The organism is Jiangella muralis, assembly GCF_001270745.1.
Taxonomy (GTDB): domain Bacteria; phylum Actinomycetota; class Actinomycetes; order Jiangellales; family Jiangellaceae; genus Jiangella; species Jiangella muralis.
Genome location: NZ_KQ434754.1, coordinates 361,755 through 377,759 on the forward strand (window position 1 = coordinate 361,755; position 16,005 = coordinate 377,759).

Sequence of the window (16,005 nt, forward strand, 5' to 3'; positions counted from 1 at the left end):
CGCATCTCCCGTTCGGTCGTCGGTGACGAGACGGCCTGACGCAAGGTATGACACCACGCGACGACCTCGGTAGCGTCGTCCATCTCGTGGGCACCCCTCGGCTGCGGCCGGGCTTGCACGACAACTGTGTCGGACCGAGGGGCGATGATGGGCCGGAATGCTCGGTTCGGGTGATCTTTTTCGGATTGACGAGAGGTGGTCAGTGTTCCCGCACGATGGCGACCGGCGGCACCCGGTGACCGCCGACGCCGTGGCCGATCGGCTGCTCTCCGTCGCCGCCGACGGTCTGCGTCGCGGGCCTGGCGCTGTGGCGGCCGGTGTCGAGGCGATTTCGGCGGCCGCGCCCGCCCGGCTCGTCGACACCGCACTCGTCCAGGTCCTCCGTGCCCAGGTCGAACGCCTCTGGGCCTCCGGCTGGCTCCCCGTCGACCTCTACGAAGCCACCCGGCGGCAGGCCACGACGCTCGCCCTGCCCGTGGTCGTCGACGCCATGGCCGACGCCGCCGCCCAATATCCCCTTGCGACGACGCATCAGCTGTGGCTGACCCAGTTGGCTTCGGTCGGCGCGGAGTCGTGGTGGGACCCGGCGGAGCCGTATCCGGCCAACTGGCCCGACCGTCACGGCAGCTCGCGACTGGCGCTCATCGGTGCGGCGCTGGAGTGGGTCGGGCTGGCACTCCGGTTGCCGGCATTGCAGGTCATTCTCCCGCCGCCCGGCCAGGCGACCGTTACCCCTCCTGCCGCCGACGGCTCGGCCCGCGGTGGCGCCGCACCCAACGGGCCGGGTGGGCGGCCGCGCGGCGGCAGTCACGCACCCGGTTCGGCTCGCACGGACGGCGGCGCGCGCGGGTCGACTTCCGGCAGCGCTGGCGGGTCGACCGGCGGCGCCCGCGGTGCGTCCGGCACCGGCGGTGCGTCCGGCACAGGCGCTGGCGTTGGCGGCGCGTTCGGCGGCGTTGGCGGGTCGGCTTCCGGCAGCGCTGGCAGGTCGACTGGCGAAGCCGGCGGTGCTTCCGGCAGCGGCGCTGGCGGCACTGGCGCTCGCGTTGGCGGTGACGCGGGTGGCGGGTCATCTTCCGGCAGCACCAGTGAGTCGACCGGTCTCGGCGGCGTTGGCGCTGGCAACAGTACGGCCGGTCGTCGGCGTCCGTCGCCGGAGAAGGTGCTGGGCCGGGTGCGGGCGCTGCTGGCCAAGGCCGAGTCGACGCCGTATCCGGAGGAGGCAGAGGCGTTGTCGGCGAAGGCGCAGGAGCTGATGAGCCGATACGCCATCGAGGAGGCACTCGCCGATGCCGTCACGCCGGAGCGCCGCACGGCGGTCGCGTCGGCGCGTCGGATCTGGCTGGATGCGCCGTATCTCGGGCCGAAGACGTTGCTCGTGGCGGAGGTCGGTTCGGCGAACCACTGCCGGACGGTCTCCAGCGAGAAGCTCGGCTTCGTCACGGTCCTCGGGACCGGTCTCGACCTCGATGTGGTGGAGGTGCTGTCGACGTCGCTGCTGGTGCAGGCCGCCCGCGCCATGTTGGCGACCGGGCCCCAGTACACCCACCTCGGCACGTCGCGCACCCGATCGTTCCGGCACTCGTTCCTGCTGTCGTACGCGACCCGCATCGGCGAGCGACTCCGCGACACCGCCGCCCAGACCGCCGCGGCCGCCGGCACCGACCTCGTCCCCGTCTTCGCTGATCGGGCCCGCGCCGTGGACACACTCTTCGAGTCGCTGTTCAGCGCCGCTACCGCCCGTCGCTCGTTCTCGGCCGGCAACGCGGCCGGCTGGGGCGCCGGGCGCAGCGCTGCCGACCGCGCCGTGCTCACCACCGAGCGGCGTGCGGTTCGTCATCACCGGCCGACCTGAGCCACCGAACGCCCCGCCCACTGCGTCGTCGCGCACCTCCGTCACCGGTCCGGCGTTGGGAGCAGCGGCGATCGATGGAGCACCGACGATCGATCAATTGCCGTACAGCGTCGGCGCTAGCACGGGTCGGTTGGCCCTGGCCCGGCATGGGCGCGGGCAGGCCGTTGGTGGACTTCTCGTCCGGTATGGCGCGGGCCTGGCCGTTGGCGGACTCCTCGCCCGTCGCCAGTCGCCTGTTCCTAGGTCCTGGTGCGCCGCTCTTCCATCATGGGCATCACCCCGCTCCCGCGTCGGCGAGTTCGACGCGGGCGACGAGCCAACTGCCGGCGTCGGCGCGGTAGCTGAGGCCGACCGCCAGGACCATGCCGGTGTCGTAGGTCAGAGTGCCCAGGGCATGCACCGCTGGGGCGGGGTCAGCCACGTCGACGCGGACGAGGTTGCCGATGGGGATCGCCTCGATCGGCACGTCGCGATACGCGGCGGCCTGCTCGGGCGTGAGCCACGACGACATCGTCGTGAACCATGCGTCGTGGCCGACTCCGGTGCGGGTGAACGCGAGTCCGAAGCCGCGCGCCGCCTCGGACCAGCCTGGCGGCGGCCCACCGTCGGTCTCCGCCAGATCGTCGCTTGTGTGCGCGTCGCCGTTGCCGGCCGGCGCGTCGTCCTCGTTCGGTGGCGCGTCACTGTGGTCCGCTGATACGTCGCCGTCACTCGACGGGGCGGCGTCGGTCTTCGGCGGCGCGTCGTCGTCCGCCTGCAACGGCGGTACATGGTCGTCGGTGCCGCCCGGTGTGGCGACCAGGCTGGAGGTATCGCCGTCGCTGAGCGAACCGCCGATTGTGCCGCCGGTGCCGGGCGGCAGGATGGCCTCGGAGGACGGGCCGGAGGTGAGGATCGCGCCGATGACTACCACCCCGGCCAACGCGGCCGCCACCACCAGCAGCCAGAGCGAGCGCTCGAGCCGTCGATGTCGCTCCGCCGGATCGCGGAACGCTGCCAGCCTGGTCCAGCCGCCGTCGTCCGGTGCGGTCGCCGGGCCGGGCGGCAAGACCCTCCGCGGCGGCCGCACCGGCGCACTGGGGTGAGGCGCGCCGATGTCAGGAGTGTCGGTTCCGGCCATGTCCGTTCACCCCAATCTGTCGACGCGCCTCACCTTCTATGGGTGCTTTCGTGAGGCCGAATGTGACAGCGGCGGTGAAATTTCTGTGATCGATTTTGATGGGCGCGGCGTTAGCCCAGGCCAACAGCGTCGGCGAGGGCGTCCATCTCCTGAGCGAGGACGGTGGACGGCTGCAGGCCCATGCCGTTGAACAGGCCGACGGCCTCGATGCCGACGACGCCGTGCAGCCGCACCCACGCCGTCACCACGCCCGCGAGCGCGACGTCCGGCGCCGCCGTCGCGGCCGGGCCGAGGCCGTCGCGGACCCAGTCGGCGACGGCGGGCACGTCGGCGATCCACGCCGCGAGTTCGGAGCGCAACACGTCGGCTCGCGGCCAGGAGTCGCCGGTGGCCAGGATTTCCAGCAGCGGAGCGAGCACCGCCCGGGCCTTGTCGACGGTGTCGGCCGGCGCCTCGTATCGCGGCACGGGCGTGCCTGCCAGCAGCAGAAATCGGTGCGGCTGCGCGACCGCCCAGTCGCGGTAGGCATGCGCGACGGCGTGCAGCCGAGCCCGGGCGGGCGACTCGGCAGACATCGACGCGGCGGCGCTGAGAGCGTCGGCGAGCGAGGCGTAGCTGTCGATGATCAGCTCGGCAAGCAGGTCGTCGCGCCCGGCGAAGTACTTGTAGAGCGCCGGTCCGGAGACGCCGATCTCCTTGGCCACGCCGGTCAGCGTCAGCGCGGCGGCGCCATCGCGGGCGATCTGGGCGAGCGCGACCTGCTTGATCTCGTCGCGGACCTGCTCGCGGTAGCGCTTGCGGCGCTCGACGACCTCGCCCACGTGCCCTCCTGTTGCCGATAGACACCCTGACCTGGGTTACAGCCTCTAACTAGAGGTTACATAGCATAACCGGGGAGCCATGACAGCGGAACCGCACGTCGTGCTGGGCACCGGCTCGGCCGGGACGACGCACGCCGAGGAGCTGTTGTGCCGCGGCCACACCGTCCCGGACCGTCGATCGCCGTGGCACCATCCAGCTGGACGCGGTTCAGCCGCACGCCGCTGACGTCCGCGATCCCCAGGCTGATGCGGACGCCGTCGCTGGAGCCGCCGTCGTCTACCACCGCGTGAACTCGCCGTACGAGCAGCAGATCGAGGTGCTGCCACGCATCCAGGGGCCGGTTCTCGCCGCGGCCGAAGCGTCCGGCGTGTTCGAGCGGACGTTCCGGGTGCGGCCGACGCTGCTTGCCGGCGCCCTGGCCGAGACCGTCGCCTGGTACGCGGCGGCCCTGCGCCCGGCCGCCCGGCTGACATCTCGATGCTGTCGGACCCGCGCGGCACAATCGGACGCATGGTGACGATCGACGACGTGCGGCGGCACGCGCTCTCGCTGCCCCGGACCACCGAAGGCCTGGTCCGCGACAGCGTCAAGTTCCGCATCCGGAGCATCGTGTATGCGGCGATCTCGCCTGACGAGACGATCATGGGCTTCGGCTATCCCAGGGACGAGCGGGACGACCTCGTCGCGTCGGATCCGTCGAAGTTCCTCCCTCCGTTGAAGTCGGACGAGCGGTTTCAGTGGGTACGCGTGCGGCTGGCGGCCATCGACGAGGACGAGATGCGCGAGTTGGTGACCGACGCCTGGCGCATGTGCGTGCCGAAGAAGGTCGCTGCCGCTTACGACGAGTTCGGCACGGAGACCCCACCGGTGTGACTCAGCCCGGTGACGATCTCGATGCTGGCCTCGCCGGTCGCTTCCAGCGTCGTGATGCCGACCAGCGGCAGGATGGCAGCCGGTTCGGTCGCGTCGGTGCGCACCACGATGGTGCTGCCGTCGAGCGTGACGGTGCCGCTGATGCCGGCGGCCGCGAGGTGATCTCGGGCCGCGGCGACCGCCCGGGCACGGTCGAGACCGGGCGAACCGATCAGCGTCGACCCGTCGATCTCCTGGCCTGCCGCCCTGGCCGCCTCGGCGGCGACGGCATCGGCCCGCTGCTGCGCGGTCAGCTGACGTCGGCCGTCGTGGACGAGTCCGGCCATCGCCAGCAGCGCGATGGTCACGACGGCGAAGATCAGGGTGAAGCTGCCGGTCTGGTCATGCGGGCGGCGCATGCGCTCACCTCTCTCGATAGGTGTCGACGGGGCTGACGGCGGTCGCCGTGAGGGTGATGGTGGGGACGTGCAGCGGCAGATCCGCGACCCGCAGCGGGCAATGGACGGTGACGGTGACGCTGCCGCGCTGGCCGGGTGGCGCGCGCAATCCGGCCACGTCGACGTCGATCTCGGTGCGCAGGCACGCGAGCCCTTGATCGGCCAGCGCCGCGCGGGCGACCTCGGTTGCGGCGTCGAGCCCGGCTGACGGGGTGCGCTGCAGCGAGGCGGCCCGCGCGGCCTCGGCGGCGGCCTGGTCGACCGCGCCGTCGGCGACCGCGTACCGGCCGGCCAACGCGATCAGTGCGATGAGGAGCAGCAGGCCGGGAGCGAGGACGGCGAGTTCGAGTGTGGCCGAACCGCGGTCGGGCCGGCCTGCCAAGCGGCGCTTCGACCGGCGGGGGGCGCGGTGGCCGGGCCGGTCTGCCGGGTTGTGTCGGGACTGGCTGAGTGTGCCGTGGTCGTGTCGGTCTGCTGGGCGGCGCTTCGACCGGCGGGGCGTGCGGTGGCCGGGCCGATCTGCCGGGCGGCATCCGGACCGGCGCGGCGCGTCGTGGTCGGGCGGAGTCGTGGGCGGGGTCATGGGGCGCTCCATCGCCGGATGGGGGCGGTGGCCGACTGGCTGACGTCGACGCGCCAGCCGGGGATGAGGGTGGTCGACGAGCCGGTGACGGTGACCGTGACGGTGTCGGCGTTGGCGGCCTCGCTGATGTCGCCGACCCGCATGACGGAACCGTCGGTGGTCGAGGCGAGGAAGGCTGCCGCCCGCGCCGCGCCGCCGCTGCCGTCGTCCAGACTGGCCGCCCGGGCGCCCTCGCGCGCCGCCGACAGCGCGACGTTGCGGGCGTGGAACCAGAGGCCGGCGTGCACGATGCCGAAGATCAGCAGGAACACCGCCGGCCAGAGGACGACTGTCTCGAGGGTGGTCGAGCCGCGTTCGGAGGTTCGGGTCACGGTGATCACCCGATCCGCATGGCGACAGGGGCGGCAAGGAGCAGCATGAACACGACCGCCGTGGCGGCCAGCGGCGCCGTCGCCCGCTCCGTGCGAGAACCGGCGCGCGCTTGATCGCTGGTGAGCAACTCGCTGCGCATGGCCGACGCCCGGGTGCGGAGCACGTCGTAGACGGTGGCGCCGTCGCGGGCGGACATGCGCATGACGTCGCCGGTATCGGTCAGTTCGGGCAGCCGGAGCTCGCGGCCCACCGTCCGCAGCGCCTCCCAGGCCGGGACACCGGCCCAGCGGGCGTGCGCCAGTTCGTCGCGCACACGCTGGAATGCCCACGACTCGCCGATGCGGGCCGCCGACTCCAGCGACTGCGTGGCACCGGACCCGGCCGCGCGTTCGAGGGCGACGAGGTCGACGTAGGTGGACATGGCCCGCCGGAACTCCGCACGTTTGGCGCGGGCGAGGTCGGCGACCGTGTAGAGCGGCAGGTACGACAGCAGAGCGGCCGCGACCAGGCCGGTCATCGCCGGTACGACGAACGGGAGCCGGGCGCCGCTGATCGTCAACGCCGCGGAGGCCGCCGTCGGCAGCACGAGTCCGACGGCCGCGCAGATGGCGCGCTCGCCGAGGAAGTGCGCCACGCTGCGCCGGAGCAGGGCGAGGTCGCGGTACGGCACCTGCAGCAGCGACGACCCGGCGGCACGCCGCAGGACCACGCGGCCCACCCGGCCCGCCAGCCCGCGACCATCGACGCCGGCCGCATGGGCGAGGCCGGTCGTTCCGGTGACGCTGGTCATGTCGGTGACGCCGGCTGGATGGCGGAGGCCGGCCGTCCCTGCGCCTGCGGTCGACCCGGCGACGCTGGCGAGCACAGCGCCGGGACCGGCTGTGTCGGTGAGCCGCCGCGCCGTGAACACCGGATGCGGCAGCCGTCCCACTCGCCCGACCAGTTCGTGGAGGATCACCAGGAGCCCGGCCCCCGCTCCCAGCCCGAGCAGGACCGCCAGCTGAGTCGTCGTCATGGCACACCGTCGGCGACGAGAATCCGTGGCTGCCGCGGCGTGGCAGTGATGCGGCGCATCCACACCAGGCAGCCGATGTAGCCGGTCAGCAGGCCGATGAGCAGCAGCTGGCCGGAGCCGGCGCGATACGGATCGGCGTACGGCGTGACCAGCATGAGGCCGAGCCCACCTGCGCTGATCGCCGTGACGAGCCGGGCCGTCGTGCGGCCGCGCGCCTGCTCGGCGTCGATGCTCCGCCGGGCGCGGACGTCGTCTCGCACCGCGGCGGCCAGGCCGTCGAGGACGCTGCTGAGCTGGTTGCCGCGACGACGGGCGCCGAGGATCAGCGCCGCGGAGAGGAGATCGCCGGTGGCGTCGTCGAGGTCGTCGGCGAAGGTGCGCAGGGCCGTCTCGGTGTCCCAGCGGGCCCGCAGCCGCGCCACGAGGCGGGCGACCTGCGGCCGGATGGGCTCGGGTGCGGTGACCAGGCTGCCGGCGACGGCCTGCTCGATGCCGACGCCGACCCCGAGCACGGTCGCGAGGTTCTGCGCCCAGTCGCTCATGGCCTCCAGCCGAGCGATGTCGGCCTTCACCGATGAGGTCTGCAGTAACACCGGTAGCCCCCACACGGCTGCCGGGATGAGCGCGACGGCCAGCAACCAGCCCGTGACCAGCCAGACCAGGAGCCCGACGACGCCGGCCGCGGCGAGGCGGCGACGGGCGCGGCGGGCGGCCGGGGTGGCGCCGCGGAGCGTGGTGGTGCAGCGGGCGAGGACGGCGCGGCGCGGCGCCGCGGGATCGTACGGCGCTCTGACCAAACCGAACCCGGCGGCGGCCAGCCCACCTAGCCCGGCGACCGCTGTGATGGCGGCGACGGCCGGCCTCATGACCGGCCTCCAGTTCGCCTGGTGGGCAGCGCCATGCGTGGCTGTGGACGCGGAGCCTCTCCGCCGCGGCTTTCACCGTCGGGTGGTGGGCGGTCGCGCGGTGCGGCGGCCGTCGGAGGGCTGGTCCCCATTCCGGCCGGTGGGCGGGCGGCCGTTTCGGCCGGCGGGCCGGCACCCCACTCGGACTCGGCCGGCGGCAGGCCGGTCAGCCAGGACGGAGTGGAGTCGGGCCGCAACCCGCCGCCGGGGCCGATGCGGAACACGTCGGTGATGGCCGGCAGTCCGTGCTCGCCCGGCTCGAGCGCGATGATCTCGGTGACCAGCCTCCGGCGTCGCCCGTCGGCGGGGCTGGTGCGGGTCTCGACGTGGACGACGAGGTCGACATGCTGGGCGATCTGGCGGTAGGCGAACTCGGCGGAGACGCGGTGACCAGCCTCCATGGCGCAGGTGACCAGGCGTTCTATCGACGCGCGGGCGGAGTGGGCGTGGATGGTCGAGAGGGATCCGGCGCCGGCCTGCATGGCCTTGAACATCGGCAGCACCTCGCGGCCGCGTACCTCGCCGACGATGAGGCGGTCGAGGTTCATGCGGAGCGCGTCGTAGACGAGGTCGTCGAGGGTGATCTCGCCGACGGCGCGTCCGTCGGGCCCGCGTTCGCCGCTGCCGGGGCGGGCCTCCCAGGCGATGATGCGCCGATGCCGCTCGCGCAGGTGGTGCAGGCCGAGCTCGTACTCGGTCTCGATGGTGCCGAGCTTCTCCTCGGGGTCGATCTCGTTGGCCAAAGCTCTGGTCAGCGTGGTCTTGCCGGCGCCCATCGAGCCGGACACGACGATGCTGCGACGTGACCGGACGGCCGCCCGTAGGAACGCCGCCGCCTGGGCCGTCAGCGTGCCGCGCTGGGCGAGGTCGTCGAGGTCGATGTCGACCAGCCGGTGGCGACGGATCACCACGACCGGCTGGTGCGTCGTCCACCCCGACGCCGCCAGCCGGTGCCCGCCGTGCAGGTGCAGATGGAGGCTCGGGCTGGCCGTCGAGAACGTCCGCTCGCTGCTCCCGCCGCGCGAGGCGAGGAACGTGAGGAGGTCGATCAGCTCGTCCTCGGATTCGACGACCGGTGGCCGCCGGCTGATGCGGCCGTCGCCGTCGATGACGACCACCGGCTCTGCCCCGTAGACCTCGATGTTCTCGACGGCGGGATCGTCGACGAGCGGTTGCAGCCGGCCCAGGCCGAAGAGGGCGTCGAAGATCGCCTGGGCGAGGACGGTCTGGTGGTCGACGCCGACGGTGGCGCCGCCGGTGGTGACCGTCTGCCGGACATGCTCGTCGAGGAGCTGGGCGATGATCTCGCGGCCGGTGGCACGGCGCCCGGCTTCCGTCGTGGTCTCGTCGACCTGATCGGACAGCCGCGCGGCTGCCTGCTGACGGAACGCGCGGACCAGCGCCCAGTCGAGGTCGGGCTCGCCGCGCGGGGTGGCCAGCGGCAGCGCGGCGAGCGCCGCACGGACGCCGCGCCGCGGCGGGCCGGTGCCGGCGGCCGTGGCATCGGGCGGTGGCGCGAAGATCGGCAACGCGGTGATCTGCGGGTCGCTCATCGGACCCCCTTCCCGCTGAGCACGGTCGTCTCGAGGGCGACGTCGAGGATGCGGCGGCGTCGGTCGTGGGCGGCGAGCAACTCCGCGACCGCGCCCCGCCCGGAACGGATCAGGCGCGACGACATCAGCCTCGACAGACTGGTGCGCAGGCGCTCGCGGCCGTTGATGCGCTCAGCCGCGGTGGGATCCCAGTCGACGCCGCCCCAGACCGGCAGCGTCGTGGCCTCGGCCGCCTCGCCGGCTCGGTGCGGCCGGCCCGCGCCGACGAGCAGGAGTCCGCGCCGATCGAGCGCGGCGTCGCCGCCGCCGTCGGGAAGCTGGTCGGCGTTCGCGCGCACGGCGACGAGGTCGTCGAGGCTGGTGCGGCACACCACAGCGAGGAGGTCGGCCGTGCGTAGCAGCGGGTCGGGGCCGTGTCGCATGCCGAACCGTCCGCCGTCGACGAGGACGTCGATGCCGTGCTGCGTGACGCCGCGCAGCAGGGAGGCGAGCGTGGCCCAGAAGTCGTCGGTGAGGCTCGCGGCCTGCGCCTTCGTGGCCAGCCCGGGGAGGGCGAGGCGTGTGCCGTCGTCGGTGAGGGCGATGGTCTGCCCGCCCAACGTGCTGAGGCTCAGCGCGCCGTTGCGATGGGCGAGCGCGAGGTTGATGAGGCCGCGCTCGTGGTCGGCCTCGCCGCGCAGGTGACCCGCCTTGATGCTGCTGCTCCCGGCGACGTCGGCCTCGACCAGCAGGACCGGACGGGGCCAGGTCAACGCGGCGACCAGCGTGGTGGTGGTGACGCCGGGTGCGCCGCGAACCGAGGTGAACGCGAGCACCGTCATCGGTCGTCACCACCCTGCGCGTCGGCGGCGTCGAGCACGATGGCGACCCGCCCGGTGGCGGCCTTCGCGACCAGCGTGCCGGCGATCTCGTCGGCGACCACGACGTCGACCACCACGTGGCCGGAGTCGAGCACGGCGGAGACGCTGACCACCGTGGCGGCAACCGACCGGGGTGGCTCGGACGGTGGCGCGTCGCCGAGGCTCGGGGTGCCGAAGACGCGCACGTGGTCGCCGGGGACGAGATCGGACTGCGGCAACTGCGCCTCGGTGACCGCGACGCCCACCACGCTCTGACCGGTCGCCGGCACCTCGGCCGCGGTGAGTGCGGCGTCGGTCAGCAGCGTGCCGGCCGGCAGGTCGGTGCTGGCCCGCTGCCCGACGACGTCAGGGAGCCGGCTCGCCGCGACCGGCCGCACCGCAGGATCGGGCGCCGCTCGCGCCGTGGTGAGCCGGGCGGCGTCGAGCACCTCGCCCCGGTACACGGTGTCGGTGACCGCCAGCACCGGAACGGTGTCGCCTGACGACTGCGCCAGGTACGCCGCGCCCGCGCCGCACGTGGCCAGCAGACCGACACCCATCCCGATGAGCGCGGGCCGCCGCCGATATCGGCGCACTGGCGGGCCTGGAGGGTCGAACCCAGCGTCGAGCGGCTGGCCGAACGGGTCGTCGGTGGCGTCGGGCCGGATGGACTTCGCCATGGTGTCTCCTCTCGTCGCGGTGGGTCCCGGCTGGTCAGGCCCCCGTGGTCAGCGCCGGCCCGCGGTCCTGGACGGCGGTGGAGAGCCGCTGGATCGCCCGGCTGCAGCGCTGCCGGACGGCGCCGGGGGACAGCCCGAGTTCGCTGGCGACGAGATGTGCGCCGCCGTGCTGACCGGGCAGCGGGCAGTAGACGCGTACCAGCAGTTCGGCGTCGTCGGCGGTGATGATCTCCTTACTGATGCCCCAGGTCAGCGTGGCGAACACCTCGACGACCGGCGCGGGGGCCGGGTGGAACAGCGGCTCGGCGGTGTCGAGGACGGTGGCGTCGACGAGGTCGGGCGCGTCGTCGGCCAGCGACACCTTGAAGTACCGCAGGGCGTCCATGCAGAGGTTCACCGACACCTTGTGCCGCCGTCTGTCGACCGGGTAGGTCGCGATGGCGTGCCACAGCGCTGCCACGGCGGCGCCGGTGAGCTGCGGGAGGTCGCCGCGGACCCCGCCCGCGCCGAACCGGTGGGCCCGGCGGGCGAGCCGGATGGCGCGTCCGAGCATGACTTGGAGGACGAGGCGGCCGGCGAGGTGGTCGTCGCGCTCGGTGCGTTGGTCGAGCAAGCCGATCAGCAGATCGTCGGCGACGGCCGGTTGATCTCGGCGTGTGCGCCCGATGACGTCGGCGGCGTCGGCCAGCACCGTGCAGTCGGCGAGGGCGGGCAGCGGCCAGCGCTTCGGGATGGGGCGAGCGCCGAGCCGGCGCCATTCGGCATTGAGTTGGTCGGTGACGAGAACGGACGGGCGGTCAGGGATGGCGAGCGTGTTCACCAGCGGGCTCCCAACGCGGATCGGAGGGGTGATGACACGCAGAAGTTCAGCCCGGGCGGTTAGCCCGGAAGTTAGCCCTAACGCTCGTTGAGCCGGGTCGAGCGGTTGCCCGTTTTTCGTCGACTGCTGGATTCCGCGTGCACGACCGCGACATCTGGTGCATCCTGGAAGGCTTTGTCCGTCCCCGGCTGTCACATTTGCCGGCCCGAGCGCACCCATAGACAGCAGACGGGTGAGCTGGAGGGGAGTTGCACGTGATCGCTTCGTCGACACCGCGTGCCGTGCCGCGTGGCCTGGCGGCACTGCTCGGTCTTGCGGCCCTGACCCTGGGTGTGCCGGCGGTCCTGTGGGCCGCCGGCGGCTCACCGCTGCCCGGCGAGTGGCCCTCGCCGGCGGACGTCCGTGCCGCTGCCGTCCGCCCGGACGACGGCGCGCTGTTCCTGGCGCTGCTGGTTGCCGCCGGCTGGCTGGGCTGGGGCACGTTCGTGCTCAGCCTCGTCGTGGAGGTCCCCGCGGCGATCCGTGGCCGGCCGGCGCCGCGAGTGCCCGGGCTCCGTGCGCAGCAGCGACTCGTCGCCGGCTTGGTCGCGGCGGTGGCAACGGTCGGCGCGGGTGGTCAGGTCGCGTCCGCCGAGTCGGGTGTGCCGGTGCCCTGGGATCCGGCGCCGCCGGTCACCACCGACCTGCTCGGAGCGCTACCCGCCGGCACGCACGTCGTCGTCGACGGCGACACGTTGTGGGACATCGCGGGCGCTCGGCTCGGTGATCCGGAGCGGTATCCGGAGATCGTGGCGGCGTCGTCGGCGACGGTGCAGCCCGACGGGCGGCGGCTCGTCGATGCCGATCTCATCGTGCCGGGGTGGAGGCTCACGCTGCCGGCCACGCGCGGCGAGCTGCCCGATACCGGCGGCCCGCCGGCCGACGGCGCTGACGCGGCGATGGCGCCGGAACGGACGAGCGGCGGTGGTGTGGGTCCGGGCCGGCCGGCGGCCACTGGAGCTGACCCGGTCGGCGCGGAGGTCGGGACCGGTCCATCGTCGGGGGTTGAGGCTGATGACGGCGGCGGGCTGCGGACGGCGGGCGGTTGGGCGTCGGGGGTTGCGGCCGAGGACGACGGCGAGTTCGTGCGGACGGCGGGCGGGGTCGGCGCGGTGCTGGCGGCGGCGCTCGTCGGGGTGCTGGCAACCCGAAGGGTCCGTGAGCAGCGGCATCGACGTCCGGGTAGGCGACTCGGCGGGGGCAGCGAAGCCGACCAGCGGGCCGAGACCGAGCTGCGGCAGGCCGCCGATCCCGTCGCCGTCGAGGTGGTCGACCGGGTGCTGCGTGGGCTGTCCGCCCGGCTTGCACGGATCGGGCGTGGGTTGCCGCCGTTGCGCGCTGTCCGGCTGACCAGGCGCACTCTCGAGCTTTACCTCGCCGCACCGGCCGAGTTGCCGCCACCGTTCGCCGGCACCGCGCACGGTGGTGTGTGGACGGTGCCGCTCGACGAGGCGGCCGGTGAGGACGCGGACGTGCCGGCGCCGTACCCGAGCCTCGTCACGCTCGGGCACGACCACGACGACGCGCTGGTGCTGCTCGACCTCGAGCAGGTCGGCGCGCTCGTGGTCGATGGCCGGGCGGAGCTGGTGCGGTCGGCGCTGACGGCGGTCGCCGCGGAGCTGGCCACCAGCGCGTGGGCCGACGACCTGCGGGTCACCGTCGTCGGGGCGCCGGCGTTGGCCGACCTCGACCTCCTCGACACCGGCCGGGTCCGGCACGTGACTGACGTGGGGCGGCTGCTGGACGAGCTCACGGTGCGGATCGCCGACGACCGGTTGCTGCTGGCCACGGCCGGTGTCAGCGGCCTCGGTGCGGCCCGCGTCACGCAGGTCGCCGACGCCACGTGGACGCCGGAGATCGTGGTGATCGCGGAGCCGCTGCCGGCCGACCAGTGGGATCGGCTCGAGGCGCTGATCGTCACGGCGCCACGCGTGGCGGTCGCGGCGGTGGTCGGCAGCGGCGAGCCCGCCGGTCCGCCGTCGCGTGGTCATCGCCTGCGCGGCTACGTCCCGCACTCCGGCGGCGCGACGTGGGTGTTGCGGCTGGACGGGCCGCCGGAGCGGCCGACGGCGATTCTCGATCCGCTCGGGGTGCCGATCCGGCCGCAGCTCCTGGACGAGGAGACCCGCGGCCGATTCGTCCGGTTGCTGAACCGCCGCCGACGCGGAACGGCCTGACCCGGGGGATGACGGCGTGCCGTTGGCCGAGGTCGCGGCTGGTGACGGGTGGGCGAGGGGTGGCCCGGCCCGGGACGGTGCACCGGCGGCCGGCGGCGATGGTTCGACCCGTGCGCCGGCCGGCCGTGCGTCGGCGGGCGACGGCAGCGAGAACGTGCGCCGGGGCGGGAAGGGCGTTCGCGGCGAGAACGTGGGCCGTGGCGGGAAGGGCGTTCGCGGCGAGGACGGCGGGGACAGCAGCCGTGGCGGGGACCACGGTGATGGCGGGGACGGCGGCCGTGAAGGCGCGGCGGGAGCGCGGGGCGTGGCGGGCGCGCGAGACGTAGCGGGCGTGCGGGACGTAGCGGGCGCGCGGGACGTGGCGGGCGCGCGGGACGTAACAGGTGTGCGGGGTGTGGCGGGAGCACGGGGTGCGGCGGACCGGGCGACGGGTGCCGCCTCGGTGCGGCCGGATCGCGGCCGCGCGGCCGGCGGGTCCGTCGCGGCGGCCGGCTCGGTCGTGCCGCTGGCTACCGCGGCACCGGGACGGGAGCTGCCACGACTGCTGATGCTGGGTCCGGTAGAAGTAGAGAACGCCGCTGAGCTGGGTGAACAGACGAAACTTGGCCAGCTGACCGAGTTGGCGATGTACATCGCGTTGAACCCGGGCTGCGACTCGACGAGTATCGACGAGGCGATCTGGCCGGGCTCGGCGGTGACGAAGACGACGCGCGGGACGGCGATCTCGAAGCTCAGACGCTGGCTCGGCACCGACGCGGCCGGGGCGTCGCTACTGCCGCGCACCGAGAGCGGCTACACGCTGCGTCCGGGCATCCGCAGCGACTGGGACGAGTGGTGTGACCTGGTCCCGGACGGGCCGGCGCGGGCCGGCAACGCCGAGTTGCGGACCGCGCTCGACCTCGTCAGCGGGCGGCCGTTCTCCGGACGCGGGCGGCGCCGGTACGCGTGGGCCGATCACCTCGCGCAGGAGATGATCGCGAGCATCGTCGACGCGTGTCATGAGGTGGCGCTGCGGTCGCTCGTCGACGGGGACGCGTGGGAGGCGCTGCGTGCTGCGCTGCTCGGGTTGTCCGTCGAGCCGGGGGTCGAGTTGTTGTGGCGGGATCGGCTCAAGGCCGAAGCCGCGCTCGGCGATCGCGACCGGCTGCTGGGGACGATCGAGAAGCTCCGGGCCACGGCCGCGGATCTCGGCGGCGATCTCGAGGCCGAGACGGAGGAGTTGATCGAGCGGCTTCGTACGGGCGGCGGCAGCGGCCGTGGCCGAGGAGGTGATCAGGGCGGGTCCGGCGAGCCGGAAGCGCCCGGCGGGCCGGATGCGTCCGGCGGGCCGGATGCGCCCGGCGGGCCGAGCCGCAGGCCGGCGGACGGGTCAGCGGGATCGCACGGGCCCGGCCGGCCCCGGTCGACGGCGGGGAGGTGAGCGGCCGCATACGCTTCTGGACATGACCGAAGAACGCGGCGTCGAGGCCCTGCGCGAGTCGGGGCTGGCCCATGAGATCGTCCGTCATCCACCGGTGAACAGCCTCGAGGAGGCCGCCGCCGCGCGCGGGGTCGAGCCGGCGGCCGTCATCAAGACGATCGTGGTGCGGCGCGCCGACGACGACTACGTGTTCGTGCTGGTCCCCGGCGACCGCACCATCGCGTGGCCGAAGCTGCGCACGTTGTTCGGCGTGAAGCGGCTGTCGATGCCCGACGCCGAGACGGCGCGTGACGTCACGGGGTACGAGCGCGGCACGATCACGCCGTTCGGGGCGACGCGGGCGTGGCCGGTCGTCGCGGACGAGCGGTTGCTCGGGCGGACGGTGTCGATCGGCGCCGGCGCGTTCGGGGTGTCCGCCACCGTCGACGGCGACGAGCTGGTGAAGACGCTGGACGCGAGCGTCGCGGACGTCACCGACTGAGCGGTGCGGCCGGG

17 protein-coding genes are annotated in these 16,005 nt (G+C 73.8%); 6 read left to right on the top strand and 11 right to left on the bottom strand.

What is annotated here, in order from left to right; genetic code table 11:
- Window positions 1-157 precede the first annotated feature (157 nt).
- A complete protein-coding gene (locus ACW62_RS35170) occupies window positions 158-1,855 on the top strand; it encodes a DUF2786 domain-containing protein (RefSeq protein WP_205629252.1) in 1,698 nt (565 codons plus the stop codon).
- Between the two features lie 274 nt (window positions 1,856-2,129).
- Here the strand turns inward: ACW62_RS35170 and ACW62_RS09895 are convergent, their stop codons facing one another.
- Both ACW62_RS09895 and ACW62_RS09900 read right to left on the bottom strand, forming a co-directional pair.
- Window positions 2,130-2,792, bottom strand: a complete 663-nt coding sequence (locus ACW62_RS09895; RefSeq protein ID WP_157574587.1) for a hypothetical protein — start codon at window positions 2,790-2,792, stop codon at window positions 2,130-2,132.
- Between the two features lie 293 nt (window positions 2,793-3,085).
- Window positions 3,086-3,796, bottom strand: coding sequence for a TetR/AcrR family transcriptional regulator (locus ACW62_RS09900; RefSeq protein WP_053203922.1), 711 nt, complete (start codon window positions 3,794-3,796; stop codon window positions 3,086-3,088).
- Between the two features lie 287 nt (window positions 3,797-4,083).
- Between ACW62_RS09900 and ACW62_RS09905 the strand changes: the two genes are divergently transcribed.
- Together ACW62_RS09905 and ACW62_RS09910 are read left to right on the top strand one after the other, a co-directional pair.
- Window positions 4,084-4,314 (top strand): hypothetical protein, encoded by a 231-nt coding sequence (locus tag ACW62_RS09905; RefSeq protein WP_053203923.1) that lies wholly within the window; start codon window positions 4,084-4,086, stop codon window positions 4,312-4,314.
- Window positions 4,308-4,670, top strand: coding sequence for an MmcQ/YjbR family DNA-binding protein (locus tag ACW62_RS09910; protein ID WP_053203924.1), 363 nt, complete (start codon window positions 4,308-4,310; stop codon window positions 4,668-4,670). Before ACW62_RS09905 ends, ACW62_RS09910 begins: the two co-directional genes overlap by 7 nt.
- On the opposite strand, the gene ACW62_RS09915 is transcribed toward ACW62_RS09910, so the two are convergent.
- From ACW62_RS09915 to ACW62_RS09955, 9 genes are all read right to left on the bottom strand, one after another.
- The gene (locus ACW62_RS09915) at window positions 4,634-5,068 is read right to left on the bottom strand and encodes a pilus assembly protein TadG-related protein (RefSeq protein ID WP_053203925.1); all 435 of its coding nucleotides are present in this window, start codon (window positions 5,066-5,068) and stop codon (window positions 4,634-4,636) included. The genes ACW62_RS09910 and ACW62_RS09915 overlap by 37 nt on opposite strands.
- Before the next feature lie 4 nt (window positions 5,069-5,072).
- Window positions 5,073-5,489: a TadE/TadG family type IV pilus assembly protein gene (locus tag ACW62_RS09920; protein WP_053203926.1), complete on the bottom strand. Its 417-nt coding sequence runs from the start codon at window positions 5,487-5,489 to the stop codon at window positions 5,073-5,075.
- Between the two features lie 197 nt (window positions 5,490-5,686).
- Window positions 5,687-6,061 (bottom strand): TadE/TadG family type IV pilus assembly protein, encoded by a 375-nt coding sequence (locus ACW62_RS09925; RefSeq protein ID WP_169792025.1) that lies wholly within the window; start codon window positions 6,059-6,061, stop codon window positions 5,687-5,689.
- A 5-nt stretch (window positions 6,062-6,066) separates the two neighbouring features.
- Window positions 6,067-7,077, bottom strand: coding sequence for a type II secretion system F family protein (locus tag ACW62_RS09930; RefSeq protein WP_053203928.1), 1,011 nt, complete (start codon window positions 7,075-7,077; stop codon window positions 6,067-6,069).
- Window positions 7,074-7,943, bottom strand: coding sequence for a type II secretion system F family protein (locus ACW62_RS09935; RefSeq protein WP_053203929.1), 870 nt, complete (start codon window positions 7,941-7,943; stop codon window positions 7,074-7,076). Before ACW62_RS09935 ends, ACW62_RS09930 begins: the two co-directional genes overlap by 4 nt.
- Entirely contained in the window at window positions 7,940-9,535 is a 1,596-nt protein-coding gene (locus tag ACW62_RS09940; protein ID WP_053203930.1) for a TadA family conjugal transfer-associated ATPase, read from the bottom strand. The genes ACW62_RS09935 and ACW62_RS09940 overlap by 4 nt, the downstream gene beginning before the upstream one ends.
- Complete coding sequence (locus ACW62_RS09945; protein WP_053203931.1) at window positions 9,532-10,356, bottom strand: hypothetical protein; 825 nt, start codon at window positions 10,354-10,356, stop codon at window positions 9,532-9,534. The genes ACW62_RS09940 and ACW62_RS09945 overlap by 4 nt, the downstream gene beginning before the upstream one ends.
- Window positions 10,353-11,054 (bottom strand): SAF domain-containing protein, encoded by a 702-nt coding sequence (locus ACW62_RS09950; protein WP_053203932.1) that lies wholly within the window; start codon window positions 11,052-11,054, stop codon window positions 10,353-10,355. The genes ACW62_RS09945 and ACW62_RS09950 overlap by 4 nt, the downstream gene beginning before the upstream one ends.
- Window positions 11,055-11,088: 34 nt before the next feature.
- Window positions 11,089-11,874: a hypothetical protein gene (locus tag ACW62_RS09955; protein WP_053203933.1), complete on the bottom strand. Its 786-nt coding sequence runs from the start codon at window positions 11,872-11,874 to the stop codon at window positions 11,089-11,091.
- Between the two features lie 254 nt (window positions 11,875-12,128).
- On the opposite strand from ACW62_RS09955, the gene ACW62_RS09960 reads away from it, so the two are divergent.
- The 3 genes from ACW62_RS09960 to ACW62_RS09970 all read left to right on the top strand — a co-directional run bounded on the left by ACW62_RS09960 (window position 12,129) and on the right by ACW62_RS09970 (window position 15,991).
- Window positions 12,129-14,090 carry a LysM peptidoglycan-binding domain-containing protein gene (locus ACW62_RS09960; protein ID WP_157574591.1) on the top strand — a complete coding sequence of 654 codons (1,962 nt, stop codon included), beginning with the start codon at window positions 12,129-12,131 and terminating at the stop codon, window positions 14,088-14,090.
- A gap of 394 nt (window positions 14,091-14,484) precedes the next feature.
- Window positions 14,485-15,510, top strand: coding sequence for an AfsR/SARP family transcriptional regulator (locus ACW62_RS09965; protein ID WP_157574593.1), 1,026 nt, complete (start codon window positions 14,485-14,487; stop codon window positions 15,508-15,510).
- A 22-nt stretch (window positions 15,511-15,532) separates the two neighbouring features.
- The gene (locus ACW62_RS09970; protein WP_053203936.1) at window positions 15,533-15,991 is read left to right on the top strand and encodes an aminoacyl-tRNA deacylase; all 459 of its coding nucleotides are present in this window, start codon (window positions 15,533-15,535) and stop codon (window positions 15,989-15,991) included.
- The last annotated feature ends 14 nt before the right edge of the window (window positions 15,992-16,005 follow it).